Below are 26,068 nucleotides of genomic sequence, written 5' to 3'. Positions count from 1 at the left end.
CCGCCGGATTTGGGATTATCCAGGCAGACCGGCAAAAAAACCTTGGGCAAAACGCTCCAGCGGCTGCGGGCTTTTCGCCAGACGGGCGCGCATTACCGCCCCTTCCCAGCCGATCCAGAAAAATTCCGCCAGTCCCTCGCAGTCCGCCGACGGCGCCAGTTGGCCGTTATCCCGCGCCAGGCGCAGGCAGCCGGCTATCCTTTGTTGCCAATCCAGGAGAATATCGCTCAGTTGCCGGCGATAATCCTCAGGCAGGACGTTGATTTCCTGGCCGAGATTACCCACCAGGCAACCCCGTTTGAAATCATATTTGGCCATTCCCGCGGCGGCGTCCCGTACAAAGGCCCGGATGCGTTCCAGCGGGGGAAGGGTCTCATCCAGCAGACAGCGATCCAGCTTGCGGGCAAAATAGCGCCCGTAATAGTCGATGATCTCCCTGCCGAAGGTTTCCTTACTGTCGAAATAGTAATAAAACGACCCCTTAGGCACGCCCACCTGTTTCAAGATGCCGTCGATACCCGACGCGCTAAAGCCCTGCTCGGTGAGGATGGCGGTTCCGCTGCGAATCAACGCAGCCCGGGTATCGGGATTATCCCGCGGGATTCTCGGCGGGCGGCCACGCCGTTTTACTGGGGTCATGGTGTTCATGCCGTTAATATAAACCGATCGTCTATATAATTCAAGAGCCCTATCGGATTAAGCGGTTGCCAAACCGCTTCAGACTGCTGACAAACATACTCGGAGTCCATAAGGCGGGACAGACTGCCGGCAAGCTCAAGCCCTAGGGCTTGGGGGCTCCGGTGGCGGCAATGGATTTGGCGGCAACGGTGCTGCGGGGTTTACCGCGCATAAACCAGGCCGGGATGATGGCCAGAAAGAAAAAGATCGCCACGACAAAAAAGCCGTCCTGATAGGCGAAGAGCTGCGCTTTCGGCACCAGCATGCTTTCCAGGTACGCCATTGAACTGGGGTCAACCCCCTGCGGCAAACGGCTGCCGAACGGATTGCCCCAATGGCCCACGATGATTGCCAGCCGGTTGATGGATTCTGCGGCGGCGGCATTGGACGCGGTCATGGCCTGCGCCAGGGCATCGCCGTGAAAGCTGGAGCGCCGATCGATAACCACCGACAGCAGATTCACCCCGAACGCTCCGCCCAATTGCCGGACAAAATTCAGGCTACCGGACCCCTGCGCCAGCTTATCCGCCGGCAGGGCCCGCAGCCCGCCGGCATTCAGGGCCGGCATGATAACCCCCAACCCGACGCGGCCCAGCACTACCCAGCCGGCCATCGTCCAGAACGGCGTATCCACGTCCGCGCCGCCGGATAACCAGCACGACAGCGCGAAAATCGCCAAGCCCGCTATCACCGGAATATGGGGCGGCAGCCTATCGCTCAGCATGCCGGCAATGGGAAACAGCACCCCCAGCATCAGCCCGGACGGCATCAATAACAATCCGGAACGGGTGGGGGTATAACCCTGTATGCTTTGCACGAACAGCGGCACAATATAGGTTGAACCGTAAATCCCGGCCCCCAGCGCAAACGCCACCACGCAGCCGGCGGAAAAACGCATATTGGTGAATACCCTGAGGCTGAGCAACGGCTGGGGCGCCACCAATTCCCAAATGATAAAGCCGGCGGCGCTGAATACCGCGGCCACAAACATCCCGATGATAAAAAATGAATTCCACCCTTCCCGCTGGCCGTTGGACAGGCCGGTCAATAAGGTGGTCAAGGCGCACACCAGCAGCAAAAATCCTATCCCGTCAAACCTGCGACGGGGAGCGGAGGCGTTACGGTCAATATCCGGCAGGATAAACATCGAGGCCGCCATGCCGGCGACGCAAAACGGCACCACCACCAGGAACACAAAACGCCAGTCGTACTGGTCCACCATAATGCCGCCCACCGTCGGCCCCAGCGCCGGCGCCAGCACCACGCCGACTCCATAGATCCCCATCGCCTTGCCCCGCTGGGCAGGAGGGAAGACTTGCGACAGGACCACCATGGCCATCGGCTGGATAATCCCCGACGCGCTGCCTTGCAGAATGCGGGCCAGGATCACCTCCGCGCCGCTGTTGCTGACAAACCCCAGCAGGCTGCCGGCAATAAACAGCGACAATGCGCCGACAAAAGCGCGGCGATAGCCGAACCGGTCCAGCGCCCAGGCGGTAATCAGCATGGTGGCGGTCATGGAGGCCAGAAACGCCGTGGAGAGCCATTGCACCTGATCCTGCCCCAGGCCGAAGGCGCCGGCGATATCGCGCATGGCGATATTAACAATGGTGGCGGTGGCGGTAGTGGCGATGGTTCCCAGCATTACCGTGCCCGTCGCCAGCCAGCGATAAGAGGGACCGAATCGCGCAATCTGCGCTTCAATGGGCGACATCGATCGCCACCTCAACCATCAAACCGGGTTTGATGCGCCCGTCCACGTTATCCAGGGCGATACGCACCGGCACCCGCTGCGTGATTTTGGTAAAGTTGCCGGACGGGTTCGGACTGGGCAGCAAGGCAAACTGATTGGTGGCGGCATTGCCGACCCGAATCACATGACCGTGGCTCACCAGGCCGGGATACGCATCCACCGTCACATCCACCCCTTGCCCCACCGCGATATGCTCCAGGTCGGTCTCCTTGACATTGGCTTCCACCCAGACATTTTTCGGGTCATGCACCATCATGACCCACTGCCCGGTCTGTACATAATCCCCCTGGTCCGCCAGGGTACGATCCACTACCCCGTCCACCGGCGAACGAAGCTGGCGATCGCTGATTTCCTGCTTCAGCTGATCCGCCTGGGCCTGCAGCGCCACCAGTTGCTTGCGCTGCATATCGATTTGCCGATCCAGCACCTGCAACTGTCCGCGCTGCGCCAGGGCATTAGATACCGCCGCCCGCTGGGCAAGCAGCTGCGCCTCGTCCTGCCGCTGCTGATCCTGCCGCTGCAACAGCGTCGTGTGGCTCTCATCCCAGGTTTCTTGCGCAACCGAGCCGCCTTTCACCAGGCTATCGTTGCGCTTGAAATTGGCCTGGGCCAGGGTCAATTGATGCCCGGCGTCGGATAACGTCGTTTCCGCCACCGTCAGCTGGGCCTTGGCTTGATCCAATTCCGCCTGGGTGGTCTGATCGGTGGTTTGCCGCTGTGCCTGGGTATACAGAATTTGCGCATTGGCGGAAGCCAGATTGCCCTCCACCTCCGCCAAACGCAGACGGGCGTCGCGATCGTCGATTTGCGCCAGGACCTGGCCTTTTTTAATCCGATCGCCGTCTATGACCGGACGGGCCACCAGCCAACCGTCCACCCGGCTGGCAAGAGTAACCACCTCGCCCCTGACCTGGGCGTCGTTTTCCGTGACATGGCCGAACCGCCAGCTTAGCCAGTGGATAAACCACACCAGCAGCAGGATAAAACAACCAGCCCCGCCAGCAGCATCATTTTCTTTCGCCGGCTGAACTGATTAAAGTTGTTCAGGGACAATGCGCGATTCGTTTTGGCTTCAGCGCTCATGACGGCTCCTTATCAACCAGCGCCAGACTGGCCAAGACCTGCTCCAGCATCCCGCTCATCACTTCCAGTTCCTCATCCTTAACTCCCGACAGAACCTGATTACGTACCTGAAGGGCCGTTCCCTCCACCTGTATGACTCGTTCAAGCCCGCGGGGCGTCAGATGAATTTCCTTGGCTCGGCGATCGAGACCTTCGCGGCGTTCAATAAAACCAAGACGCTGCAAATTATCCAGCAGCCGGACCACCGAGGAGGCATCAAGGTAAATCGCTTCCGCCAAATCTTTCTGCAGAATCGGCTTTTCCATCCGGGCAAGATACAAAAGAGGCACCCAGGTTGCCTCTGTCAACCCATAAGGCTGCAATTTACGATCGATCACCCGCCGCCATTGACGTGCGGTTTGGGAGACAAGACTGGCAAAACGGCGTTGCGGCGACTGCGGAGATAATGAATGCGACGACGAAGACATAAAGAGAAGAGTTCCAACCAAATAGTTGACATACCATTAATAAACTACCTAACATAACCCTTGTCAATACCCACTCCGTCTCCTTTATGCAATAACTCTTTGCCGCGTTGCCCCCGGCAGGCCGCAGCTGGCGAAACCCGGACGTCAGGCCGGTGTCCAAAAAAAGTAGCCACAAAGCCTTACCGGAGCCATCGTACGCTTCGCTTATTATCTTGGGAAATCGCGCCATGCAATAATATTTTGCTGCAGATGAATAACGCCGATTGGTTGACAGCCTGGCTATTTGTGCAATATAAGATGCTGAAAATTTAATTTTTCAGGGAATGATTTATGTATGTACGGAAAAGTTTTTCAATGGATTTTCCATGAAAAATGTAATAACGAAATTCTTAAAGTCCCTTTGGATTTACATAAAAAGTAGAGGTTTTGTGCCGGGAGCTGGATTGTATAGACAGAATAAAGGTTCAACATCCGTTTAATACCGAGCCGTCCGCCATCAAACTGGAGCAACACTGCCATGCCCTTGGCCTGCATAACATCACTGAATCGATGCTGAAAAAATAGAACCCTTGGTAAAACATCCTGGTTATATTGTATTCCTTGAAGGCTATCATAAGACATTACAGGAATTGAAAATAAAATTTCTGCTTAAAAGCATCATCGAAAATCCTCTGGACTGGGAAGATTACGGTCTGTGTTGTGAAATCTATGACGGTCTTATGAGCTTTTATCACTCGGCTCGCTGTTCCCTGAGTCAATGTGATTTGACATATCAAAATATCAGCCTGAAAAACATCCAACGATTCCTGGCGGTATTCAAATATAATTTCGCCTATAGCCTGGCTTACAACGCCGTTCGTGCTCCGGAAGATATTAACAATTTTCATTATTATTCCGCCATGAAGGAATTAACCGATCAAGGTTTGGATAAAGATCTTTGTCATAAAATCGTCAACCAGAGCAATGCCTTAAGAATAGCCCAGGAATCCTATCTGGAAAGCGATACCACGGGAATGGACAACGATCTGCTGGTTATTCATCTCAAGAGAAGATGCAATTTATCGCGAAATGACCTGCGGCCATTCAGCTGATATTGGCCGCTGATAATTCGGCACGCTTATAACGCCAGGTTTACAGAATACTTCATAAGTATTTTCTAAAATTTTTATTTGCATTTTCCGTTTTTTCTGATTTCGCCTCCAAAATTTCCCGAACGAATGTGACGCAACTCTCGCAATGATAAAATTCTTACGAAATGAAGGGTTTCTTAGATTTCACGCAATATTTGTCCCTTTATCAGGACGATATTAGCGCTTTAAGTCATGTCAATTTATTTCAGAGGAACCTATGGATTTTTCATTCAACTGGCTGTAATCCTGGTCTGCCTGTTATATGGCGCGAGGAAGGGCGGCATTGCGCTGGGTTTGCTAGGAGGCATAGGTCTTGTCATTCTGGTATTTGTATTCCATCTCGAACCGGGAAACCCCGGTAGACGTCATGCTGGTGATTATCGCCGTGGTGGCGGCCTCCGCAACCTTGCAAGCATCCGGCGGCTTAGACGTCATGCTGCAAATTGCCGAACGGATGCTCCGGCGCAACCCAAAATATGTCTCTATTGTAGCGCCGTTCGTCACCTGCATATTGACCATCCTCTGCGGTACCGGCCATGTGGTGTATACCATTTTGCCGATTATCTATGATGTGGCCATCAAAAATAACATCCGGCCGGAACGGCCCATGGCCGCCAGCTCCATCGGCGCGCAAATGGGCATTATCGCCAGTCCGGTGTCCGTGGCGGTGGTCTCGCTGGTGGCCATGCTGGGCAATGTCACCTTTAACGGCAAGCATCTGGATTTCCTCGACCTGCTGGCCATCACCATTCCCTCCACCCTGTGCGGTATCCTGGCCATCGGCATTTTCAGCTGGTTTCGCGGCAAGGATCTAGACGACGACGAAGAGTTTCAAAAATTCATTTCGGTCCCGGAAAATCACAAGTATGTCTATGGCGATACCGCCACGCTGCTGGATCGTAAACTGCCACGCCGCAACTGGATTGCCATGTGGATTTTCCTGGCCACCATTGCCGTGGTGGCGATATTGGGGGCGGTAACGATATTGCGGCCGGTATTCAATGGTCAGCCGCTATCCATGGTGCTGGTGATCCAGATGTGTATGCTGTTCTCCGGCGCACTGATAGTGATAATCACCAAAACCAATCCGGCGGAAATTTCCAAGAATGAGGTATTCCGTTCCGGCATGATTGCCATCGTGGCGGTATACGGTATCGCCTGGATGGCGGAAACCATCTTCGGCGCGCACCTCAAGGAAATCGAAGCCAGCCTCGGCGCCATCATCAAGGTCCATCCCTGGGCCTATGCCCTGGCGCTGCTGGTGGTGTCCAAGTTCGTCAATTCCCAGGCGGCGGCCCTGGCGGCCATCGTACCGGTGGCGCTGGCCATCGGCGTCGACCCGGCCTATATCGTGGCCTCGGCCCCGGCCTGCTACGGTTATTACATATTGCCCACCTACCCCAGCGATCTGGCGGCTATCCAGTTCGACCGCTCCGGCACCACGCATATCGGGCGTTTTGTTATCAACCATAGTTTTATCATGGTCGGCCTGATCGGCGTCGGGGTTTCCAGCGTTCTGGGCTGGGTGCTGGCATGGGCTTACGGGTTCTTGTAAACAGCGTTTCTAAAGGCGATTTGGCGGTAGCCGGACCTTAAAAACCGGCGCCGCTGAACCGGACCGGGTTAAAATGTCAATATTGTCCGTCAGATGCGCAATCTATGAGCAAACAGTGATTTTTCGCCCTTCCCCCCTTTGACATGAACCCGGTCCCCCGCTATCATGCCAACCACTTTGCAATTCCTCTGTAGTTCAGTCGGTAGAACGGCGGACTGTTAATCCGTATGTCACTGGTTCGAGTCCAGTCAGAGGAGCCAATTTCATGTTTTCATGCCTCTTTACGAATCCTTATGTGATTCAGATTCAATAAGTTAGCGTGAAAAATCTTCCCGATGCATTTTCAGTTTTCCCTTTGCATCGGGAAAAATTGGTGGTCAGATTTGGGGTCAGGTTGGTTCGATTATGGAGTGACCCCCATATGTCTCTTAACGACACGAAAATCCGCAGCATTAAACTCCTACAAAAACCTTTCAAACTGTCCGATTCACACGGGTTGTATTTGTTGGTCAATCTCGGTGGTTCCCGTCTCTGGTATCTCAAGTATCGTATTAATGGCAAAGAATCCCGTCTCAGTTTAGGCGCTTATCCGCTGGTATCCCTTGCCGACGCCCGTCTACAGCGTGACGGCATCCGAAAATTGTTGACGCAGAATATCAACCCGGCTCAAGTGCGTGTCGCGGAAAAATCCATCTGTTCACCGAAAACGTATTTTAAAGCCGTGGCACTGGGCTGGCATAAAAGCAATAAAGCTTGGTCGGAGAACCACGCCGACCGCCTGCTTGCCAGCATGAACAATCATATTTTCCCGGTGATTGGGCATCTGCCGGTAACGGAACTGAAAACACGACATTTCACCGCTCTGCTGAAAGGGATTGAGGAAAAGGGACTGCTGGAAGTCGCGTCCCGCACCCGACAGCACCTATGCAGCATCATACGTTACGCAGTGCAGCAAGGACTGGTGGAACACAACCCGGCGCTGAATCTGGAAGGAGTGACGGCTCCGCCCGTTAAACACCACTATCCTGCCCTGCCGCTGGAGCGTCTGCCGGAACTGCTGGCGCGCATTGACGGCTATATGTCGGGACGGACGCTTACCCGACTCGCTGTGATGCTCACCCTGCACCTATTTATCCGTTCCAGCGAACTGCGTTTCGCCCGTTGGCGCGAGATTGATTTCAGAAACGGAATCTGGACGCTCCCTTCCACCCGCGACACCATTGCCGGTGTCCGTTATTCCGGGCGTGGAGCGAAAATGCGGACACCACATATCGTGCCGCTGTCCCGACAGGCTGTTGCTATTCTGAGGCAGATACAGGAAATCTCAGGGGGGACTACATTGCTTCTCTATACTACCGAGAACGCTCAATACAGTGCGGCAGGAACATATCGTTCAAACGCTCTCCACCAAGTCCCCCAACGTCACCATCAGCATCATCGGGTCAATCGGCGAAGGTTCAAACCCGACCCTCAGGTAAAATTCCCGCGCCTCTGTAGACAGCGCATGAACCAACACCCCGCGAATACCGATGGTTTCCGCCACCTGAATCACCCGTAGTCCGGCATCCCGCACCAGTGCCCGCCCGACGCCCTGACCGTGCAATGATGTATCTACCGCCAAACGGCCTAGCACTACCACCGGGATTGGATCAGGCATATTACGGCGAAAGCGTCCAGGCGCGGCAGTTGTCATCACCGCGCTTGACGCCAACGAGTAATACGCCATCACCTTCAAGTCGTCGCAGCAGACGAACGTCCGGGATGCGCCGGTTAGCTGATTTTTCATCGCCCTCTGTTTTAGCCAGTTGTCCATAGAATCCACGCCGCAACAAAATGAGGAGAGAATATGCCCGACGTGAAGGGGCTCAGGGGCCAAGATCACTTTTTCTGTTCCCACGGCGCGGGCGTTTGCATGGTTTTACGCAGCGCGGCGTTGGGTGCAGGAGCTTGATCCAGACGGACAAGAAATTCCTGATAGGCGTCCGGGTCCGCCATGATGATGCGCTGCTCGATCAGCACGTCCTCTGCCGCAGCGTGCGCGGCCTCCAGTACAAAGTCAGTACGGTTTTTCCCTTTAGCCTTCGCCGCACGATCGATAAGATCGCGCTCGGCGGGTTTGATGCGTAAATTCAATGTTTGTCGTTTGACGGAAACGCCGTTCGTCGCTGGCATAATGTCATGCTCCTGTGTATATCTTTGGAGATAAATCATACAGCATTCGTAACGCTAATGTCATTACGATTTACAGAAAGCATGGGGAATCGAACCAGAGGAACGAACCGGACTTATTTCCAAACTGCCTACCCACGCTTATGATCTACAAGCAAAAATACGGGTCAATCTGCGGGTCTTGACAACCGGCGGGGATAAAATTTATGATGAATTTCAACTTAATAGAAAACTGAATGACCCCGAGTCCGGGCACCACTTCTTCTTTTTTATGCTTTCTTATGAATCCCTATGCTATTGTAATTCTATAAGTTGGCATAGAAACCCTTTCCGATACGTTTTGATTTATCCCTAGGTATCCGGAAAATATGGGGTCAAATTGCGGGTCATTCAGTTCGACGAATGGAGTGACCCTCACATGGCTCTGACTGACAGCAAAATCCGCGCTGCAAAAACCTTCGTAAAATCCTACAAAATCACCGATGCTCACGGCCTGTATCTGCTGGTATCAACCAGCGGCTCGCGCCTGTGGTATTTCCGCTACAGCTTCGGTGGCAAAGAATCCCGGCTGGCCTTTGGCCCCTACCCGAATTGCTGAGGAACTTATATAACTACAAAGGCCATACGTTGATCCGTCTGGCGCTGGAATTGAATCTGCACGTCTTTTTGCGCTCAAGTGAGTTACGCTTCGCCCACTGGGAAGAGTTCGACCTGAAAGCACATATCTGGACCGTGCCCGCGCAACGCGAAGCCGTAAAGGGCGTGAGATTTTCAGAGCGGGGCGCAAAGATGAAGGACGAGCATCTGGTACCTCTGTCCCGGCAGGCGGTCGACCTGGTGAAACAGATTCAGGAGATTTCCGGCGAATCAGTATTCATTTTTCCGGGTGTGCGTGGTCTGGACAAACCGATGAGTGAAAACACCATAAATAAAGCGTTACGTGTGATTGGCTATGACACTAAAATCGAAGTCTGTGGCCACGGTTTCAGAACGATGGCCTATAGTGCCCTAAACGAGTCATGGCTATGGTCTAAGAACGCCATTGAGCGACAGATGAGCCATAAGGAGCGCAACGGCGTACGGGCGGCCTATGTGCACAAAGCGGAGCATCTGGAAGCCCGGATGGAGATGACGCAATGGTGGTCGGATTATCTGGACGTTAACCGCGAGGGATACGTTGCGCCATATATTTATGCCCGGCAGCATACAATTGTTTGAAATATCAAGATAATAATCCGATGTTCAAAAGTAGATTGTGATGAAAGGATCTGTCTTTTTACTTTCTGAACAATTTGCCATCGCTTTGCTCAGGTTACCATCAGTTTTTCCTGGCGATATTGGTTCCTCACTGGGTATAGCAGCTATTCTAGCGTTCATCACTGTACACAAAGAAAATAGTAGATTGACTATTTAAATAATCAAATCACGTCAGAAAATTTTTGATCATAAAGGAGATTATCTAATGAATTCGCCATCAGGAAAATTTGTTGTTCTATTCAAATGCAGAACACACGTCCAGGCACCGTGAATAAGCAGTTTTCTCAGGTATGCATTGCCACGTTTACTCATACCTAATAACCGCTGCTTGTCTCTTGTTGAATATTCGCGGGGTACAAGCCTCACCAGGCAGCTAAATTGCGGCCTGATTTAAACTGTTGACCATTACCGACAAACACCGTCATCGCTGTCGCGGTCAGTTTCCCTACGCCGGGAATAGACGTCAGCCTTTTAGCGGTTCCATCTGCACCAGCGATAGACTCAATCTGGTGACGTAAGTGCGACAGCTTTTGCTCAAGAGAACGGTATTCCTGCCAGAGATCAGTCAGGATATTTCTCATTGATGGACTCAACTCGTTTTGCCCGTCAGATAACAGTAAAGGCATATCATGTGTAAATTTCGCAATCCCAAAGTGGATCGTCAGTCCATATTCCAGGAGAAATGCCCTGGCCTGATTAACCACCGCTGTTTTATGAGATAAAATGTGTTCTCTGATCCGATGTAAAGCCTGTAGATCAAGTTGTGCCAGTGTTTTTGGTATCACTGTTCGCATAGTTGGGCGAGAAATGGCTTCGGCTATTGCTTCAGCATCAATCAGGTCATTCTTGTTTGATTTAACGAAAGGTTTTACAAATTGTGCCGGGACGATGCAGGGTGTATGTCCAAATAATTTAGCCTTTCTAACCAGCCAATGGCAGCCCGGGCAAGCTTCCATTCCAATCGTTGTCTGGGGAAAATGGGCTGAATACTCAATCAATTTATCGCGGGCAAAACATCGCCTAATCAGGATGTTTCCTTTATCGTCCATATCGATTACATGAAACGTATTTTACCGGTATCAATACCCATTCTGCTCAGGGACTGTACTTTTGTTCGTGACATAACACACCTCCAAAATAAGGTCTGACAGCAAGTTCAATTTTAGTAAGCTGGGTGGGGGTACCATTCCATTAGTTTTAAGGCCTGCTAAAAGCGCGAAATAGTCGTATTTTGCAAGACGCATATCAAATGGGAGTGAGGCTGTTCTGTCGGCTGGCGATAATAAGTCGCACGGTTTATAACTATCATTCGTGTCGTGACGATCGCGCGGTAACGATGCGCATCCGAGAAATAGTGGAAACCCGCATCCGATATGGCTGCCAGCGCATACATATCCAGCCGAGGTGCGAAGGCTGGGTCATTAATCATAAAAAAACGCATCGTATTTATTGCCAGGAAGTACTGAATCTACGGCGTAATCGCCCCCGTCGCCATGTGAGTGCGGCACACCTGGTTGAATGGCCGTTGCTGTCAAATCCGGATCAATGCTGGAGCATGGATTTCGGTACTGATAATGTGTTTAATGGGCGCCGGTTTCGGGCATTAACTGTGAGCGATAATTTTAGTCGGGAATGCCTGGCAATCCATGCCGGCCAGTCGCTCGAGGGCAAGGATGTGATGGCGGTGATGAAGTGCCTGAGATTGATGCATAATCGTGTGCCGATAAGGATCCAGGCAGACAATGGCAGCGAATTTATCTCAAAAGCGCTGGATAGATGGGCGTAAGGAAATAAATGTTCCCGATTAGCTTGTGCTCAAATAAGAGTAGCACCGTTATCATTAAAATAATACCGATATTTGACAAGATCTTAACATTATGAGTTAAAGAATATTGTTTAGCATTCTGTCCATTCTTACTGGAGAACATGATATTTTCTGGACACTTACACCGGTTAAGAATAGTTATGGCGGATATCTTAAACGGATAAAACATGATCGGTAATATTATCGTTATATAGCTAATGTTAATCTACATGTTAATAAAATGGGCAGTATGATATTATTTTTATCGATGTAAATGTTGTTTGTTACCCGAATTATGGCATTTTGATCATTATAATCACACCCTCACTGATATTCTTAGAACAATGTTTCGTTAGATACACAAATTAACGTGACGTTCTTTATTCGAAATAACCATTTTAATTAGTTAATTTAGTGGCCATATCAACAACATCACATTGCCCCGATTACACCGATTTTTTAAAATTAAGAGTGCCCATCTAATATAGAGGTATGAAATAAGTAAGCTCAGTGCTGAAAGAATACCCGTTCGGAATTGGACGGGCTCAGACTAAGGATAGGCCTGAAAAGCTACTTGGTGCAGGTAGATCATAAGTTAGACAGAAGAAAATATCATGCTGATTTCGTATTCTTTACGCAATGACAACTTAATCTTTACCTCATAGTTTACAGATATCTTTTGAATTGAAACTTTATATTTCAATACATTGAAAAATATGTCCAGAATGAGGATGACTTTTGTCATCACCGGCCGACTAAATTCAGGAATATCTGCCTATTAAGCTAATTTGTTTACTTGATTGAATTTCTTATTTGCATGACTAAATCCTTCTAATAATCATTAATATCTCTAGATTCCGGCTATTTAATTTGAAATTATTTTAACGTAACACTTACTTTTTATGTGAGCTGGTCGAGTAAAATAAATTTCTCATGAGAATGATTGTTCTCAAATTGCAAGAGTAAATTAATGATGCGCCATAAATTACTGATTATAAGCTTGTTTTTGGTTACTGCTTGTGATGGGTCTTCTTCCCATACCACACAAATGGCTTCGATACCGCAAGTCAGCATTGTCACATTGCATACCCAGCCGGTAACGTTGACCACCAGCCTGCCGGGCAGGACCACTGCGGTACGAGGAGCGGAGGGTCGACCACAAGTGGATGGAATTATTCTGAAGCGGCTTTTTACCGAAGGTTCCGAAGTGACGGCAGGCCAGCCGCTGTATCAAATCGACCCGGCCACTTATCAGGCCGCTTACGATAAGGCGCAGGCGACGTTAACAAACGCCAATGCTTTGGTTAAGCGTTATAAACCGCTGTCGGAAGCCCACGCCGTCAGCGGCCAGGTCTATGATGATGCTGTCGCTTCCGCCAAAGAGGCCGCGGCTGATTTGGAAACCGCAAGGGTTAATCTCAATTATACCCAGGTCAGAGCGCCGATTTCCGGTCATATCGGCCGGTCGATATACACGGAAGGCGCGTTGGTGACCAGCGGGCAAAGCAATTACCTGACGACTATTCAACAATTGAACCCGATGTATGTAGATGTCAGTGAATCCTCGCAGGATTTATTGCGCCTGCGCCGTGCGCTGGCGCAAGGGCATTTGAAAGCGGCAGGGGATAATTCCGCGGCGGTGCTACTGACGCTTGAAGACGGCAGCCCTTATGGTCAAGAGGGTAAATTGGAGTTTTCTGAAGTGACAGTTGACGAAGGCACCGGTTCGGTGACGATGCGGGCCTCTTTTCCTAATCCACACAATGAATTACTGCCGGGCATGTTTGTTCACGCCATCCTGCAACAGGGCGTTCAGGAACAGGGCATATTGATCCCGCAGGAAGCGGTCAGCCATGATGTCAAAGGCAAACCGTATGTCTATACCGTGAAAACGGATAACACTGTTGAACAACGCCCCATTACCACCGGTGAAATGACCAACAGTCTGTGGCAAGTCACCAGCGGATTACAGGCTGGCGAAAAGGTGATTACCGACGGGCTGCAAAGCGTGAGGGTCGGTATAAAAGTCAGTGCCAACGAGCATCAGACCGCCGCTGCTTCTGCCAACGACACCAGTTCTTCGATGAACGATCCGTCGGCGCAATAGGGGAAACAAGATGTCGAAGTTTTTTATCGAGCGCCCTATTTTTGCCTGGGTGATTGCCATTGTCGTTATGCTGGCAGGTGGTCTGTCCATCCTGTCTCTCTCTATTAACCAGTACCCGAATATTGCACCGCCTGCGATATCGGTCAGCGTGACCTATCCGGGTGCCAGCGCGGAAACCACCCAAAAGACCGTGGTTCAGGTTATTGAACAACAGCTAAATGGACTGGACAATTTACGCTATATCGAGTCGCAAAGTAACAGCGACGGCAGCGCCAGCATCATCGTCACCTTCGATCAGGGCACCGATCCGGATATCGCCCAGGTGCAGGTGCAAAACAAGGTTTCATTGGCCGAGTCTCAATTACCGACCGAAGTAACCACCCAATGGCTGCGTGTGGCTAAATACCAGTCAAATTTTATGATGGTGGTGAGCCTGATTTCCGAAGACGGCAAACTGAGCGACTCCGACCTGGCCGATCTGCTGGTATCGAAATTGGAGGATCCAGTCGCCCGCACCAAAGGGGTGGGGGATTTTATGGTGATGGGTTCCGAATATGCGATGCGTATTTGGCTCGATCCCGCCAAGCTCTATAAATATTCCCTGATCCCCAGCGACGTCACCACCGCAATAACGCAGCAAAACGTCCAGGTTTCTTCTGGGAAACTGGGTGGACTGCCCTCGATAAAGAATGCCAAAATCAGCGCCACTATTATCGGTAAAACTCGTCTGGAAAGCGTGAAACAGTTTGAAGATATCCTGTTGAAAGTGAATACCGATGGCTCCCAGGTGCGTTTACGCGATGTCGCCAATATTGATCTGGGTCCGGAAGATTACAGCATTTCATCCACCTTTGACGGCAAACCCTCTTCCGGGATGGCGCTACGGCTGGCCAGCGGCGCCAATGTGCTGGATACCGCCAAAGGGGTAAAGGCCACCATCGCCGGTTTGCAATCCTCGCTGCCGGATAACGTAAAGGTGGAATACCCCTACGAAACCTCGCCGGTGGTCAGCGCTTCTATAGAAGAAGTGGTGAAAACGTTGTTTGAGGCCATCGCGCTGGTGTTTTGCGTAATGCTGCTATTTTTGCAGAATCTGCGCGCCACTCTGGTGACTACTATGGTGGTACCGGTGGTACTGCTGGGAACCTTTGGCGTATTGGCGGCATTTGGCTACTCCATTAATACACTCACGATGTTCGGTATGGTACTCGCGATAGGCCTGTTGGTGGATGACGCCATTGTGGTGGTAGAAAACGTCGAGCGGGTCATGTCGGAGGAAAAACTCAGCCCGAAGGAGGCGACCATCAAGTCCATGGCGCAAATCCAGGGCGCCTTGTTCGGTATCGCTCTGGTGCTGGCCGCGGTACTGGTGCCGATGGCTTTTTTCAGCGGCTCTACCGGGATTATTTATCGCCAGTTTTCCATTACCATCGTGTCGGCCATGGCGCTGTCGGTACTGATGGCGCTGATTTTCACGCCAGCCTTATGCGCCACCGTACTCAAAGAATCCTCGGGTGAACGATCATCGCATGGTTTATCCGGTTGGTTTAACCGCAAATTCGATTCAGGCACCCTACATTACACCGGCTATGTTGGTGGAGTTATCTCACGGCGTAAAATTTTTATGCTGATCTATCTTGTTATCGTGCTGGCAACCGGTTATCTGTTCACTCGGGTGCCCAATTCCTTTCTACCGGATGAAGATCAGGGCGTCATGATGATGCAGGTCACCCTGCCGGCCAATGCCTCGGCGGCCCGCACGCAACAGGTATTGGCGGATATGGAAAACTACCTGTTGACCAAGGAATCCGAGTCGGTGAGTTCGGTCTTTGCCGCCAATGGCTTTAGTTTCTCCGGCCGCGGCCAGAATAGCGCCATGGCCTTTGTAAAGCTAAAAGATTGGAGCCAGCGCACCGGCAGTAACCTATCAGTCCAGGCGCTGGCTGGCCGCGCCATGCAATATTTTGCGACGTTGAAAGACGGTAAAGCTTTTGCATTGATCCCGCCGGCGGTGATGGAGCTGGGTAACGCGACGGGTTTTGACTTTTATTTACAGGATGCCGCTGGGAAAGGCCACGCGGCGCTGATGGCGGCCCGTAATCAGTTCCTGCAACTGGGTGCACAGGACAAACGCCTGACGGCGGTGCGCCCCAACGGCATGGAAGACGAGCCGCAATATCAACTGCAAATCGATGATGAGCGCGCCCGTGCGCTGGGTCTGAGTCTGGAAGATATCAACGATACGTTATCTGCCGCCTGGGGCTCCACCTATATCAATCAGTTTATGTATGAGGATCGGGTAAAACAGGTGTATATCCAGGGAAAGGCCTCATCGCGCGTGACACCGGAAGACTTGAACAAGTGGTATTTCCGCAACAGCAGCGGCCAGATGGTGCCATTCTCGGCTTTTGGTAGCGGTAAATGGATTTACGGTTCGCCGCGTTATGAACGTTTTAACGGCGTGTCGGCAGTAGAGATAATGGGGTCGCCGGCCAGCGGTTTAAGCTCAGGCGACGCGGTCAAGGCGGTCAACGAGATTGCTGCGAAGTTGCCGAAGGGCTTCAATATCCAGTGGCACGGACTGTCGTACGAAGAGCAGCTATCGGGCTCGCAAACGCCGGCGTTATATAGCATTTCTGTATTGGTGGTTTTCCTCTGTCTGGCTGCTTTGTATGAAAGCTGGTCAATACCTTTCTCCGTATTGCTGGTCGTTCCCCTCGGCGTGCTGGGCACCATCGGCGCGGTATTAATGCGTGGATTGGAAAACGACGTGTTCTTCCAGGTGGGATTATTGACTACGGTCGGTCTGGCATCGAAAAATGCCATCCTGATTGTCGAGTTTGCCAAGGATTTGCATGAAAACGCCGGCAAGGACATTGTCGAGGCTGCCATTGAGGCCGCCAAGCTGCGTATCCGTCCCATCATCATGACCTCCATGGCCTTCATTTTGGGTGTACTGCCATTAACTATCTCCCATGGTGCCGGTTCGGGCAGCCAGCACTCCATCGGTACCGCGGTGGTAGGCGGTATGTTAACCGCCACCTTCCTGGCGATTTTCTTTGTGCCGATGTTCTATGTGGTTGTGGTGAACTTATTTAGCCGAAAAAGCATCAAATCGTCGCAACCCGAGGTGACAAATCATGAATAAATCTTATCAGGTGCTGGCGGTTATGGTTTCTCTGGCGCTGGCAGGCTGTACGCTACAGCCCGACTACCACCGGCCGGCCATGCCGGTGGCCGCTAAATGGGACGCTACCGGCCAGCCTGGGCAGGCGGCGGCGAACGGGACAGATATGGGTTGGAAAAAATTTTTTACAGATCCGGCCATGAATCAGCTGATTGGGCTGGCATTGGTCAATAACCGAGATTTGCGGATTGCCGCGCTGAATGTCGAGACGGCACGGGCACAGTTTCACATTGATAGGGCGGCATTGATGCCCACGGTGGATGCCAATGTCAGCCAAACGTCTGAGCACCTGCCCGGCAATCTCTACTCCACCCAGAGTACCGGGCCGGTGACCTATCATCAATACGATGCCAATCTAGGCATCACGTCGTGGGAAATAGATTTCTTCGGCCGCTTGCGCAGCCTGCGCGACGAGGGACTGGAAAGCTATCTGTCTACCGAGTCGACCCAGCAGGCGACACAAATCAGCCTGATTGCCGAAGTGGCGACGGGCTACCTGACATTATGTTCGGATAATGAGTTGCTGACACTGGCTCAACAGACCGCCGCCAGCCAGCAACATTCGTATGATTTAACCAAACGCAGCTATGACGTCGGCGTGAGCACTTCGCAGGATTTGGCGCAGGCGGAAACCACGGTGCGCAGCGCCCAGGCCGATGTGGCGCAATATACCCGCCAGGTACGCAAGGATTTCGATGCCCTGCGCTTGCTGGTCGGCACCGAATTACCCGCCGGGCTGGTTGAACATGCCCGGCTGAATAAGAATTGGCATTTCCCGGCGACACCCGCCGGCCTGCCGTCCGATCTGTTGACGCGGCGGCCGGATATTATTGCCGCCGAGCATACCCTAAAAGGGGCCAATGCCAACATCGGCGCGGCACGGGCAGCATTTTTCCCCACCATCAGCCTGACAACTGCTGGTGGATCCTCCTCCAGCAGCCTCGGTCATTTATTTGAAGGCGGTACTGCGGCCTGGTCGTTTGTGCCGACATTAAGCGTACCTATTTTTGACGGCGGGGTAAACCGCGCCAATTTGGATATCGCGAAAACTGAGCAAAAAATTGAGGTGGCGAACTATGAAAAAACCATTCAAACGGCGTTTAAAGAGGTCTCCGATGCTCTGGCCGGTCAGGCAACCTATCAGGACGAGTTAAACGCCCGCGCCTTGGATACCGCCGCCAACCAGCGAAACTACGATACGTCGGGTATGCGTTATCGGCAGGGGGTGGATAACTATCTGAATGTCCTGGTGGCCCAGCGTTCGCTCTATGCGGCGCAGCAGTCACAAATCAACACCCAATTAGGATTATTGGAGCAACAAATAACCCTCTACAAAGTGCTGGGCGGGGGCTGGAAAGGGTAATCCTCGATATCGCCATTGTTTGTTACTATCACAACCCATGGCGGTAATTGTTTTACACGACGTATCGGTGAGTTTATTGCTTGGCCCCGTGATCAAGGATGCATAAATGATGATAACGAAAAATAAGCCCTCTTTGCCTGGTAAACAGCAGCGGGTCGACGAGCGACGTGATCAAATCATTGCCGCCGCGCGTATCTGCTTTCGGCAGCATGGTTTTCATGGTGCCGGAATGGCCGAAATTGCTTCATTGTCTCGGTTGAGTGTCGGGCAGATATACCGTTATTTCACCAACAAAGAAGCGATTATTGAAGAAATAGTTCACCGTATCGTTAAACATCGAGTGCGATTTATGCTTGATAACGATAATGATCTGGATCGGATCACGGGTTATTTGGCCAGTGAAAGTCTTTGGGGGGGCGGTGAGGAACAGATTAACCAGGCGCTTATGTTGGAAGTGTCGGCGGAAGCGACCCGCAATCCGCGTATTGCTCAAATCCTGATTGACGCCGATGCCATAGTGTTCCGGCAAGGTTGTACCATGTTGCTGCGAATCTATCCCGAGATGAATCATGACGAAGCCGCCACATTGGCGGAACTGCTCGCGGTTCTAAGTGAGGGTACTATGCTGCGCATATTGACCCGTCAACGGCAAAATAAGCATGAGGGATTGCAACAGCTGTATCGACAGATTTTCACAAAAGTGTTTCCCGCCAGAATGCAAACAGGTTCGGATTAACATGCTAAACAACAAAATACATTATGCGCTTATTCTGGGGGGGCCTGACAGCGATGGGTCCCCTTTGCACCGATTTTTATTTACCCTCATTGCCGTCAATAGCGTCAGCTTTAAGCGCATCGATGTCGACTTCGCAGCTCACGCTAACCGCCGCGCTGATAGGATTGGGTGCCGGGCAGCTATTTTGGGGGCCGGCCAGCGATCGGTTGGGCCGGGTGAAACCGTTATTGGCTTCATTGGCCCTGTTTGTACTGGCCTCGGTCTGGTGTGCCTATGCCCATGATATTTATCAGCTGATTATCGCCCGATTTATACAGGGAATGGCCGGTGCCGGCGGCGCAGTACTTGCCCGTGCTATTGCAAGGGATCGCTATAGCGGAAATGAGTTAACCCGTTTTTTCGCCGTATTGATGGTGGTCAACGGTCTGGCTCCGATTGTTGCCCCGATTATCGGCGGCGCATTATTGGGCTTAATGAACTGGAAGGGATTGTTTCTCACGCTTTCTCTTGCCTCGGCAATTCTGTTAGTGGTTTCATTTTACGGGCTTGAAGAGACCTTGTCGAAAAAGGAAAAAGGGGAGAAACCACCGGGATTATAAAATCTTTAGCCCTCATCAGCTCAGATCACCAATTTATCGGCCTCTGCCTGACTCAGGGTTTTATGATGGCGGGCATGTTTGCTTACATCGGTGCATCCCCTATGTATTACAAGAAATTTATGCTCTTACTCCACAAGCGTTTAGTCTTTGTTTCGCTATCAATGGGCTCGGATTAATACTATTTTCTCTGTCGGGAGCTTGGTTGAGCGGCAAATTTGGTGAGCAGCGCATTTTACATTCAGCAATTATTTTTCCGTAGTAGCTTCATTGGCGTTATTTATTTGTGGCTACCTCTTTTTCCCTTCCTATCATTTTAATTGCATTGTTTTTGTCATCGGCGTCAATAGCATGATATGTACACTAAATAGCTTTGCAAAATAGTAGATCACTCGAAGGGAACTCAGTCCGATTTATGCGATCTGATCAATCGCCAAAATCACAAATCACCCACCGGACTGAGCGATGCCGATCATAGCATTTATACCTGATGAAGAACGATATCTGATGAGAAAAAGGCCCAGCAAACTCGTGATAAAATCACGCTCGCCGACTGATGGCGATTCTTATGTTGCACCAGGGAATGACCGTTACCGAGGTCGCCAAAATACTGTGTGCGGCTCGTTCTTCCGTAGGGCGCTGGATTAATTTATTTACTTTATATGGAGTGAGTGGGTTAAAAGTCTCAAGCCCGGTCGTGAGCCGCAGTGGCCTGTTGCTGATATATTGCCCATTCTGCCGCTTCTTGTACAACTTTCACCGCAAGATTTTGGTTGGCTGCGTTCTCGCTGGAGTACCGAACTTTTGGCCCGGGTTGTTAATCGGCTTTTCAACATCACGCTTCATCCCGCCACGTTATACCGCTACCTCAGACAGGCGGACCTTGTCTAGCGCAGAGCCGCGCCGACGCTGAAAATAAAAGACCCTCACTATGAGGAAAAACAAGCGGTTATCGAACAAGCCCTCGCACAAAACTCCGTTGATAATCCGGTGTTTTATCAAGATGAAGTGGATATCGATTTAAACCCGAAAATCGGCTCGGACTGGTGTTTGAAAGGACGGCAAAAGCGCATCGTCACGCCGGGGATGAACCAGAAGCATTACCTGGCGGGCGCGCTGCATGCCGGGACAGGACAAGTGCATTATGCCAGCGGCAGCAGTAAAATTCAGACTTATTTATCAGTCTTTTAAAGGTATTGAAAAGGACTTATCGGCGGGCCAAGACGATAACGTTAATCGTTGATAACTATGTCATTCATAAAAGCCGGAAGGTAGAAAAATGGCTGGCGAACAACAAGAAGTTCAGGTTGATTTTTTGCCTACCTATTCTCCGTGGTTGAACCTAATAGAGCGGCTCTGGTTATCGTTGCATGAAACGGTAACGCGTAATCATCAATGCCGATATATGTGGCAATTGCTGAACCGGGTTGCTCAGTTTATGGAAGCCGCATCACCGTTTCCGGGTAATCAGCACGGACTGGCGAAAGTGGAGCGGTAATATGCAAAGCTATTTAGTTTAGCCTGGTACGGTTTTCAGAGAGAGATCAATTCTCATCCGGGTAGAGCATGAAAGGAATATTCCCTCTTGAAGCTATATGTTGTTGCGATACTATTCATTTTAAAAGGTTAACATAAAGAGGCGATAACTATGGCTAGCTCACAAAATAACATTCCCTGGTCTGTTTTCGGTTTTATGGAGGGTTATGGGACGTAAAGAAGGTGATGAAACTTACCTACTATGCTCTTTTTCTCGATATTTGGCTCATTATTCTAACGAAACATGGAGTTTTCTACTTATCGATAGAAAATAGACCGGATTTAACTTTTGGCAGTGTTATTGGTATAGCTATAAGCTTTGCCTTCATTTCAACTTTCATACTTGATATTTGCTACTTGCTTGTGGTTCCTCCACTTATTAGTGGCTAAGTATAATAGACACTGGTTTAAATATCGCGCTGATTATGGAAATGCTGAAAGGGGTTATGTCCGTCTATCACAATTACATGATGAGGCATTGAATAACTAATGTGAATTCATGCATAAAAGATTTTCAGAGGTCAACTATAAGTTGGTCGTCGAGAAAAAAGAACTTAGGCAGTCGAAGTTAATAGCGGTTGGTTTAGCTATACTTATTGCTATCGAGTGGTATTTATCCTCTCCGGATGGAACTACACAATCACCAATAGTAAATATCATGAGTATCTTCAAAGCTTGACTCGTTGCCTAAAACATAATTCTTTAAAGGTGTATAGAAGGGACTATCTACTGGTTCTTTTTACAATCTTCAACAGAAGTTGCTGATAGTAGACCCTGTAAATAATTCTGTGTAATTGCCACCTTATTAAATGTGACCGTTCAGCCGGTCACCGAACTCAATAATAAAACGACTCATCGCCAGCCGCCAGTTTTGAATCGGCATGCTCCATTTTTTCGACGCCGACTGTATCGCGAGGTATATCACTTTGCGTACCGAGTCATCCGTCGGGAACACTTTGCGTTTCTTGATAGCCTGTCGGATCACGCTATTGAGTGATTCTATCGCATTAGTTGTGTAGATTGCCTTGCGGATATCGGGCGGATAACCAAAGAAGGCATTGAGATTTTCCCAGTGGGCCCGCCAGCTTTTGCTGATCTGGGGATATTTACCGTCCCAGACGTTTGCGAACGCATCCAGCGCCATCAGGGCGGCTTCTTCCGTCGGCGATTGATAGACGGCTTTCAGCCCGGCAGTAACGCCCTTATAGTCTTTCCACGAGACGAATTTCAGGCTGTTGCGTACCATGTGGATAATGCAAAGCTGGATATGTGTTTGCGGGTAGACGCTGTTTATCGCCTCCGGGAAGCCGTTCAAGCCATCCACACAGGCGATAAGGATGTCCTGAAGCCCACGATTTTCAGCTCGGTCAGTACGTTAAGCCAGAACTTCGCGCCCTCATTTTCTGCCAACCACATGCCGAGCAACTCTTTTTTGCCCTCGGTATTGATACCCAAGGCAAGGAAAACGGCCTTATTTATCACCGAACCATTGTGCCGGACTTTTACCACAATACAGTCAAGATAAACAATGGGATACAGTGAGTCCAGCGGACGATTTTGCCATTCGGTTACCTGTTCTTTAACGGCATCCGTCACTTTGGATATCAAGGTGGCCGACACGTCAGCGTCATACATTTCCTTGAACGTCGCGACGATTTCACGCGTGGTCATGCCTTTGGCATAAAGAGACAAAATCTGGCTATCCATCTGGGTGATACGGGTCTGGTTCTTCTTGATAAGCTGCGGCTCGAAGGTACTTTCACGGTCACGTGGCGTGTTTAGCGTGATCTCGCCGTCATCGATAAGCAATGTTTTTGAGGAGTACCCGTTACGGGTGTTGGTGCCGGTTTTAGGCGTGTTTTCTCATGCCCAAGGTGGTCAGTGAGTTCGGCGTTCAGCGCCGTTTCCACGGTGAGCTTAGTCAACATACGTGAAAACTGATTGAGATCAGCTTCAGTCTTGATGCCTTTGGCCAGTTCTGTAGCAAGTGCCTGAAGTTTCTTCTCGTCCATAATTTGCCTGTCTCCGCTGTTCGGATAACGATATCAAAACAGGCAATTACACAATTTAATTTACAGGCTCTGATAGTACGTGTCCAATCATAGCCTTAGTGAAAGATATACTATCAAAGGGTATTCTAATGATTGGATGTATCTTCAATCCAGTCATATATTGACTCAACTGATCTTTAAAAGACTTAGTTACTTGTTCAATTGCTTTATCAAGCCCGCCTAAAACTTCATTATTGCAGTGGCTACAAATAGTTCTGAAGTAAGAGCCATTTTTAGCGTTTAATGGTTTTACTGGTTCCCGCGTATTAAAAAATTCGCTAACTGTTTTCTGGAGAACAGGTCCTAAGGTTATGGCACACTTTGGGGGGACGTGATCTTTTGTAAGCACATCGTATTTTCCACAAATATTACAATAACCTTTGACAATCCCATTATGCTTCCATCTTTCACTAATTTTTGTCATGTTTCTTCCTGTAATGGGGTATGCTATCTATGCTATGTAAAATACTATCAAAGATACATCTTAACGTCTGATAACTGATCATATTTTCCCTAGATAATATAATAAACTGTCACAGCACGACAATCCGCTCATCGCTCAAACCAGGCTGTCAGGTTTGATTGTGTTCTACATACGAGACCTGTCTGCTCAAGTCTGAGCTAATACAAGTGTGGCGGTCTCGATAATCACCGCCAGGCGGGCTTGCGCCGGCCACTGTTCGTTGTTTTTGTCTGCACCCGGCACCGGTTTCCCCTCTGCTTTTGCCTGACTACGCCAGTTATAGAAAGTAGCTTCCGATATCCCTTCCATTTGCGCAACTGCGGAGACCGTCATGTTGTACGGAGGAAGGAGTTTAGCCAATGTGGCGGCCTTACGTTCTGGTGAAATGCGTTTAATATCGTGTCCCCATTACCTCATTAGAGTTTTTGATGGGGGTGACATGTATCCTGACACTGGGGGCCGTCTTCTCACTAGCAGAGCTGAACAGCTGCATCCGGGCTCTGGTCGATGATCTCGATAGCTCACTCCGCATGCAAGCCCTCGCGAAATCGACTCGCGTTCTAGGTGCCGGGACGACGAGTCCTTCGCCGAGGGGCCATGCCACCATGATATAGAAGATGCGAGTAAACCGTTGCGGGTGGTTTGGCAATATCTCGGGCAATGAAGTTCATCGAAGTGCCCCTTTGCCATAGCTGACAAATCCGGAACTTCCTTTCCTCTGTCATGGCACCGTGAATACTTACCATTTCACACCTCCATCAATCGAATATCAATAGGGTGTTGCAGTGACCGTCTGAATCCACACATTCTTCACTAAATAACCTGACTCCGGCAGAATATATCCGAAGTCATCAAAATCGGCAGATCTTCTACTTGATCTTGGGTCAGGGTATGGATGAGGTCAATGTATCCGGATCACTAACTTTAGTAAGTTCATCGTTTTTAATGACTTGTCGCCTTTCTTCTTTATACTACACAACATACTGACACTGCCAGTATGTGTACACAATTCTTATTGAGAAGGCGAATAGTTGAAAATCATACCGATAAATACTTCTTTTGATGACCTTTATATTAGAAAAGCATCACCAATAGCGAACATCAGATTTTTGGCAAAAATTCTTTCTTTTGATGGTTATCCTGAATATGGAATACGATTATCATCATCTTTTGATGATCATGTTAAATCAAATTATTGTATTTCCAATGAAGAGAATGAAGCACTTGACTCTTACGTTGCCCACTCTTGGGAGTATATAAATAAATTTCTTGTAAAAATGACACCCTTATTCTATTGATCATCTGGAACGGAGAAACATCTTAGCTAATATAGTAAATAAAATGCCACTATCAGATCTTGATTTCTATAGGGCCGTTAGAACAGATGGCAGGTGTTTTTGAACCTCTTATTTATAAACTGGAAAAGGATTAATAAAAGCAGGGACCATAATGATAAGTAAGGCTTTTTATCATTCACCAACAATCCCTACTCTTTAAGGGCTTTTTCTGGTGATCCTATTCAGGGCGAGGTTGAGAATAACTGCATTGTGTATAAATTATCAGGCGGTGTTAAATCAATATCAAAAATATCTCCGGTTGATGAATTCGAAGGATAATTCCCCAGATACTTTGCTTGAAGTGAAGCATGCAAGAAAATTAAATATTGGAATAAAATCAGGTCAGGTGCGAAATGTATGGTTTATCGAAATTGAGAAGGCTCCGTTCTCATCCATAACTCACCTTGACTTCTATGGAAACTCTGTATGATTGATGATTACATTAGCCTGTTTAAAGTTAGATTCTTTTATAAATAAAGAAATGCTATATGACAGAAGAATCATTTTACGCACGGATACTTAATCTATCAGAATCATGGCAAGTCAAATAGATTACTCTCGATGAAAATGTTGGTTTCGTGACGGTCATCGTCGATATTGCTGGCAATGCGCAACTGGCCTGTCCGACGTGTGGTAAACCCTGCACCATTCACGACCACCGGCAGCGTAAATGGCGACAGGATGGCGATGGCCAAAGACATTGGTATACCGCTTATGGCCAGCGTTGCCCGTATGGTGGCAAAGGGTCTTTACCGCATCCTGAATGTGATGAAAACCGGGTATCAAACGTAAGCGG

The 26,068-nt window shown here is 49.8% G+C and carries 16 protein-coding genes, 1 tRNA gene and 9 pseudogenes; 15 read left to right on the top strand and 11 right to left on the bottom strand.

Annotation, left to right across the window (positions count from 1 at the left end):
• Positions 1-15: 15 nt before the first annotated feature.
• From acuR to GTU79_RS11750, 5 genes are all read right to left on the bottom strand, one after another.
• Positions 16-639: an acrylate utilization transcriptional regulator AcuR gene (acuR, locus tag GTU79_RS11765; RefSeq protein WP_253073558.1), complete on the bottom strand. Its 624-nt coding sequence runs from the start codon at positions 637-639 to the stop codon at positions 16-18.
• A gap of 142 nt (positions 640-781) precedes the next feature.
• Positions 782-2,392 (bottom strand): DHA2 family efflux MFS transporter permease subunit, encoded by a 1,611-nt coding sequence (locus tag GTU79_RS11760; protein WP_203521789.1) that lies wholly within the window; start codon positions 2,390-2,392, stop codon positions 782-784.
• On the bottom strand, positions 2,379-3,401 hold the full coding sequence (locus tag GTU79_RS11755) for an HlyD family secretion protein (protein ID WP_253073557.1): 1,023 nt from the start codon (positions 3,399-3,401) through the stop codon (positions 2,379-2,381). Before GTU79_RS11755 ends, GTU79_RS11760 begins: the two co-directional genes overlap by 14 nt.
• Complete coding sequence (locus GTU79_RS30990) at positions 3,380-3,514, bottom strand: hypothetical protein (protein ID WP_275956929.1); 135 nt, start codon at positions 3,512-3,514, stop codon at positions 3,380-3,382. The genes GTU79_RS11755 and GTU79_RS30990 overlap by 22 nt, the downstream gene beginning before the upstream one ends.
• The gene (locus GTU79_RS11750; RefSeq protein WP_132922004.1) at positions 3,511-3,981 is read right to left on the bottom strand and encodes a MarR family winged helix-turn-helix transcriptional regulator; all 471 of its coding nucleotides are present in this window, start codon (positions 3,979-3,981) and stop codon (positions 3,511-3,513) included. The genes GTU79_RS30990 and GTU79_RS11750 overlap by 4 nt, the downstream gene beginning before the upstream one ends.
• A 629-nt stretch (positions 3,982-4,610) precedes the next feature.
• Between GTU79_RS11750 and GTU79_RS11745 the strand changes: the two genes are divergently transcribed.
• The 4 genes and pseudogenes from GTU79_RS11745 to GTU79_RS11730 form a co-directional block, all read left to right on the top strand.
• Positions 4,611-5,072, top strand: a complete 462-nt coding sequence (locus tag GTU79_RS11745) for a hypothetical protein (RefSeq protein ID WP_214513958.1) — start codon at positions 4,611-4,613, stop codon at positions 5,070-5,072.
• Between the two features lie 231 nt (positions 5,073-5,303).
• Positions 5,304-6,666, top strand: a pseudogene (locus tag GTU79_RS11740) (anaerobic C4-dicarboxylate transporter).
• A gap of 184 nt (positions 6,667-6,850) precedes the next feature.
• A tRNA-Asn gene (locus GTU79_RS11735) sits at positions 6,851-6,926 on the top strand.
• Between the two features lie 161 nt (positions 6,927-7,087).
• Positions 7,088-8,029, top strand: a pseudogene (locus GTU79_RS11730) (tyrosine-type recombinase/integrase); the annotation flags it as partial.
• Positions 8,030-8,059: 30 nt separating this feature from the next.
• Here GTU79_RS11730 and GTU79_RS11725 read toward each other — a convergent pair.
• Both GTU79_RS11725 and GTU79_RS11720 read right to left on the bottom strand, forming a co-directional pair.
• Positions 8,060-8,548 carry a GNAT family N-acetyltransferase gene (locus tag GTU79_RS11725; RefSeq protein WP_203521793.1) on the bottom strand — a complete coding sequence of 163 codons (489 nt, stop codon included), beginning with the start codon at positions 8,546-8,548 and terminating at the stop codon, positions 8,060-8,062.
• Positions 8,545-8,838: a type II toxin-antitoxin system TacA family antitoxin gene (locus GTU79_RS11720; protein ID WP_203521794.1), complete on the bottom strand. Its 294-nt coding sequence runs from the start codon at positions 8,836-8,838 to the stop codon at positions 8,545-8,547. The genes GTU79_RS11725 and GTU79_RS11720 overlap by 4 nt, the downstream gene beginning before the upstream one ends.
• A gap of 415 nt (positions 8,839-9,253) precedes the next feature.
• Here GTU79_RS11720 and GTU79_RS31805 point away from each other — a divergent pair.
• Positions 9,254-9,367: pseudogene (locus GTU79_RS31805) on the top strand (Arm DNA-binding domain-containing protein); the annotation flags it as partial.
• Between the two features lie 31 nt (positions 9,368-9,398).
• Positions 9,399-10,053: pseudogene (locus GTU79_RS11715) on the top strand (tyrosine-type recombinase/integrase); the annotation flags it as partial.
• Positions 10,054-10,290: 237 nt separating this feature from the next.
• On the opposite strand, the pseudogene GTU79_RS11705 reads toward GTU79_RS11715, so the two are convergent.
• Positions 10,291-11,141: pseudogene (locus tag GTU79_RS11705) on the bottom strand (IS110 family RNA-guided transposase).
• Positions 11,142-11,332: 191 nt separating this feature from the next.
• Between GTU79_RS11705 and GTU79_RS30265 the strand changes: the two are divergent.
• From GTU79_RS30265 to GTU79_RS11670, 7 genes and pseudogenes are all read left to right on the top strand, one after another.
• A pseudogene (locus GTU79_RS30265) lies at positions 11,333-11,875 on the top strand (DDE-type integrase/transposase/recombinase); the annotation flags it as partial.
• 994 nt (positions 11,876-12,869) lie between these two features.
• Positions 12,870-14,003 (top strand): efflux RND transporter periplasmic adaptor subunit, encoded by a 1,134-nt coding sequence (locus GTU79_RS11695; protein ID WP_214514136.1) that lies wholly within the window; start codon positions 12,870-12,872, stop codon positions 14,001-14,003.
• A gap of 10 nt (positions 14,004-14,013) precedes the next feature.
• Positions 14,014-17,151, top strand: coding sequence for an efflux RND transporter permease subunit (locus GTU79_RS11690; protein ID WP_214513955.1), 3,138 nt, complete (start codon positions 14,014-14,016; stop codon positions 17,149-17,151).
• A complete protein-coding gene (locus tag GTU79_RS11685; protein ID WP_203521798.1) occupies positions 17,144-18,553 on the top strand; it encodes an efflux transporter outer membrane subunit in 1,410 nt (469 codons plus the stop codon). Before GTU79_RS11690 ends, GTU79_RS11685 begins: the two co-directional genes overlap by 8 nt.
• Before the next feature lie 109 nt (positions 18,554-18,662).
• Complete coding sequence (locus GTU79_RS11680) at positions 18,663-19,289, top strand: TetR/AcrR family transcriptional regulator (RefSeq protein WP_203523093.1); 627 nt, start codon at positions 18,663-18,665, stop codon at positions 19,287-19,289.
• Positions 19,290-19,411: 122 nt separating this feature from the next.
• Positions 19,412-19,888 (top strand): MFS transporter, encoded by a 477-nt coding sequence (locus GTU79_RS11675; RefSeq protein ID WP_338091474.1) that lies wholly within the window; start codon positions 19,412-19,414, stop codon positions 19,886-19,888.
• A gap of 462 nt (positions 19,889-20,350) precedes the next feature.
• Positions 20,351-21,383 (top strand): annotated as a pseudogene (locus GTU79_RS11670) (IS630 family transposase).
• A gap of 843 nt (positions 21,384-22,226) precedes the next feature.
• Here the strand turns inward: GTU79_RS11670 and GTU79_RS11665 are convergent.
• The 3 genes and pseudogenes from GTU79_RS11665 to GTU79_RS11655 all read right to left on the bottom strand — a co-directional run bounded on the left by GTU79_RS11665 (position 22,227) and on the right by GTU79_RS11655 (position 24,322).
• Positions 22,227-23,433: pseudogene (locus tag GTU79_RS11665) on the bottom strand (IS256 family transposase).
• Between the two features lie 55 nt (positions 23,434-23,488).
• On the bottom strand, positions 23,489-23,896 hold the full coding sequence (locus tag GTU79_RS11660) for a hypothetical protein (protein WP_253073555.1): 408 nt from the start codon (positions 23,894-23,896) through the stop codon (positions 23,489-23,491).
• A gap of 186 nt (positions 23,897-24,082) precedes the next feature.
• Positions 24,083-24,322, bottom strand: coding sequence for a transposase (locus tag GTU79_RS11655; RefSeq protein ID WP_275956936.1), 240 nt, complete (start codon positions 24,320-24,322; stop codon positions 24,083-24,085).
• 644 nt (positions 24,323-24,966) lie between these two features.
• On the opposite strand from GTU79_RS11655, the gene GTU79_RS30260 reads away from it, so the two are divergent.
• Both GTU79_RS30260 and GTU79_RS30255 read left to right on the top strand, forming a co-directional pair.
• Positions 24,967-25,233 carry a hypothetical protein gene (locus GTU79_RS30260; RefSeq protein ID WP_253073554.1) on the top strand — a complete coding sequence of 89 codons (267 nt, stop codon included), beginning with the start codon at positions 24,967-24,969 and terminating at the stop codon, positions 25,231-25,233.
• Between the two features lie 527 nt (positions 25,234-25,760).
• Positions 25,761-25,949: pseudogene (locus tag GTU79_RS30255) on the top strand (ISL3 family transposase); the annotation flags it as partial.
• Between the last annotated feature and the right edge of the window lie 119 nt (positions 25,950-26,068).

The sequence above is a fragment of the Sodalis ligni genome, assembly GCF_016865525.2.
Taxonomy (GTDB): Bacteria; Pseudomonadota; Gammaproteobacteria; order Enterobacterales; family Enterobacteriaceae; genus Acerihabitans; species Acerihabitans ligni.
The sequence above is the reverse complement of the archived record's forward strand: the minus strand, read 5'-3'. Positions and strand labels throughout refer to the sequence as shown.